At 48.4% G+C, this 2,277-nt stretch carries 3 protein-coding genes; 2 read left to right on the forward strand and 1 reads right to left on the reverse strand.

The genetic code is table 11. The annotated features are described in order from the left end of the window. Positions 1 to 188, reverse strand: a 188-nt coding sequence (locus tag HOJ95_05730; GenBank protein MBT6394181.1) for a hypothetical protein, incomplete at its 3' end; no start/stop codon positions are given. Positions 189 to 713: 525 nt separating this feature from the next. On the opposite strand from HOJ95_05730, the gene HOJ95_05735 reads away from it, so the two are divergent. After that, the gene (locus HOJ95_05735; GenBank protein ID MBT6394182.1) at positions 714 to 1,289 is read left to right on the forward strand and encodes a hypothetical protein; all 576 of its coding nucleotides are present in this window, start codon (positions 714 to 716) and stop codon (positions 1,287 to 1,289) included. Between the two features lie 44 nt (positions 1,290 to 1,333). Next, complete coding sequence (locus HOJ95_05740; GenBank protein ID MBT6394183.1) at positions 1,334 to 2,152, forward strand: MBL fold metallo-hydrolase; 819 nt, start codon at positions 1,334 to 1,336, stop codon at positions 2,150 to 2,152. Positions 2,153 to 2,277 lie beyond the last annotated feature (125 nt).

Raw genomic sequence — 2,277 nt, forward strand, 5'->3', positions numbered from 1 at the left:
CCCGTATCGAGAAGAATCGCGCCGCTCTTCTCATAGAGAAGATAACAATTCGAGGGGGCAAAACCTCTGGCGCTTTTAGGGTAGGCGCTGACCCGTCCATCGAGAGACATCATATTATGAAGGGCGTAGGCCTTGCCGTCGCCGAGGTCTGTTATGAAACTATCTGTTGTCGCGTTGCCGGTTGCCAAGATGCTATTCCTCCAATTCTTTCACGGCGGCTCACCGCAACTTATCTTTCGGCTCTACCGATTAACCGCCTGCAATCACCAAATATTTTTGGGACTTACTTCGGTTCCGGAATTAAACACGATCGCGGGGGATTTTGCATCCCCTCCACCTCAAAAAGCGGACCAAATTTGTGACGTTAGGAGATGTTAATTAAGAGCGTCCTTCAGAGGGGCTCATGAGAGCACTGTTTTTTAGCTATTTCCGCCTTGGTTTGTGCATGAAAAATTGAGCCATTTTTGCTCGGCTTCTGTATTGCCGGGGGCTGATTCAGATACCGATTGACTAGAAATTAGCCATGCACAGGTCATTAGCTGTTAGAATTGACCTATTGCAATGATACCAATGGGAAATGTCGATTTTATTGCCGGGAGGCCGCATAGATTCGATTGCGTTTCAAGACAGGATACACCAAGGATTTTGGGGGCTTTTTTGAAATATATTTAATCGCTAAAAAAGAAACAGGAAAAGGAAAAGGAGGAATCGCCATGCTGCCGTCTTTAAAAGGGCTTGATCACATTGCCCTAAAAGTTCGTGATTTGGACAAGTCGCTTCATTTTTATGTCGATTTGCTGGGTTTTCGAGTTAATGATGGCCGGAAACTGGTGGCCTTTACTGGCAGGCCGAACCGGCATATTTCGTGCACTAACAAACATCATACGATCAATCTTTTCGAATTCAGGCCCAAAGACGGCTCAAGTGATTTGCCTGCCGGCCACACCCAGGATAATGACGCGTATGGTCTGATGCATTTTGCTTTCGAGGTCGAAGGCAGGGAAATGTTTGACGAATGGGTGGCGCATCTTAATTCATCGAAAGAAATAGAAATTATTCGCGGCCCTGTGCTGCATAGCACGACTCACCCGGAAGGGGATGGATCTCCGGGGGAAAACCGATCGATTTACATCAGTGATCCGGACGGAAATGTCATCGAGATAATGTGCGACATGATGCACATCGATGAAAATGGAGAGGTGGACCGGGATTGGCACGCAGAGCGAATTCGCCGTGACGGCTACGACCCAAAAGATGTATCTGTGCCAGAAATCGGATTCGTCTCTTGAGAATTGGTGGACTAGACACGTAATTAAGAAAACAGGAGTGGTGAATGGAACTGATACTTTTTGGCACTGGTGCTCCTCCGCCCCGTGTGGATAAAAACGGTCCCGCGAACGGGATCTGGCTGAAAAATAAACTTTATCTCGTTGATGCGGCTCGGAACGTGAGCCAGCAAATTGTGAAGGCAGGCTTCAAGGTAGGGGAGGTGGACCAGCTTTTTTTCACCCATTTCCACTCCGACCATTACTCTGGATTCGGTGACTTCTATGTTTCTCGTTGGCTTGGTGGCGCCACAAAACCGCTTCAGGTGTGGGGCCCAAAGCCGGTTGTAAACATAGTCAAGAAAATGCTCGACTATTACGAATACGATGTGGAACTCCGGATTGCCGAGGGGGTGTCTCGCTCGGGAACCGATATCGAAGTGAACCTCCTTGCCCCGGGCGATTCATTTGAAGTCGATGGCATGAGTATTCACGTCGACAAAGGTACCAGTCACGGTAACGTTGACGATATTCTCTCTTATCGATTTGATGCCGAGGAGCGATCTGTTGTCATCGCCAGTGATGGGAGCCCGACAGATAGGCTTGCGCCTTTGGCAAAGGGGACGAATCTTCTTCTTGCGCACTTTTGTGTGCCCCATATCTACGAAAAATACGGAATTACTCGTCCATTCACTCCGTCCGTCATCGCGCACCACGCCTCGGCCGAGGAGGTGGCAAATGCCGCGAAGGAGGCGGATGTTGAGCGCCTAGCATTCTCCCATATTGTCCCGCCAGTGACGTCGAACCTAGAGGCACTCGAGGCGCTTTCGAAATTCTACCAAGGTGAGATTATTGCCGGAGAGGATCTTATGAGAATCAAGGTTTAGTGATCTTTTGTTTTGATTAAACGTGGGATGTATTTAGCTATTGAAGTTTAAAAAGAAAAGAGGTCACCATCTCTGGCGGCCTCTTTTCTTCAATCGTAATGAGAAATGGTCCCTGCAGACACACC

The sequence above is a fragment of the Nitrospinaceae bacterium genome (genome assembly GCA_018669005.1).
GTDB lineage: Bacteria > UBA8248 > UBA8248 > UBA8248 > UBA8248 > UBA8248.

Excerpts from the sequence above, each read along its gene's own strand:
- HOJ95_05735 (MBT6394182.1), top strand. The coding sequence starts at position 714 with ATGCTGCCGTCTTTAAAAGGGCTTGATCACATTGCCCTAAAAGTTCGT.
- HOJ95_05740 (MBT6394183.1), top strand. The coding sequence starts at position 1,334 with ATGGAACTGATACTTTTTGGCACTGGTGCTCCTCCGCCCCGTGTGGAT.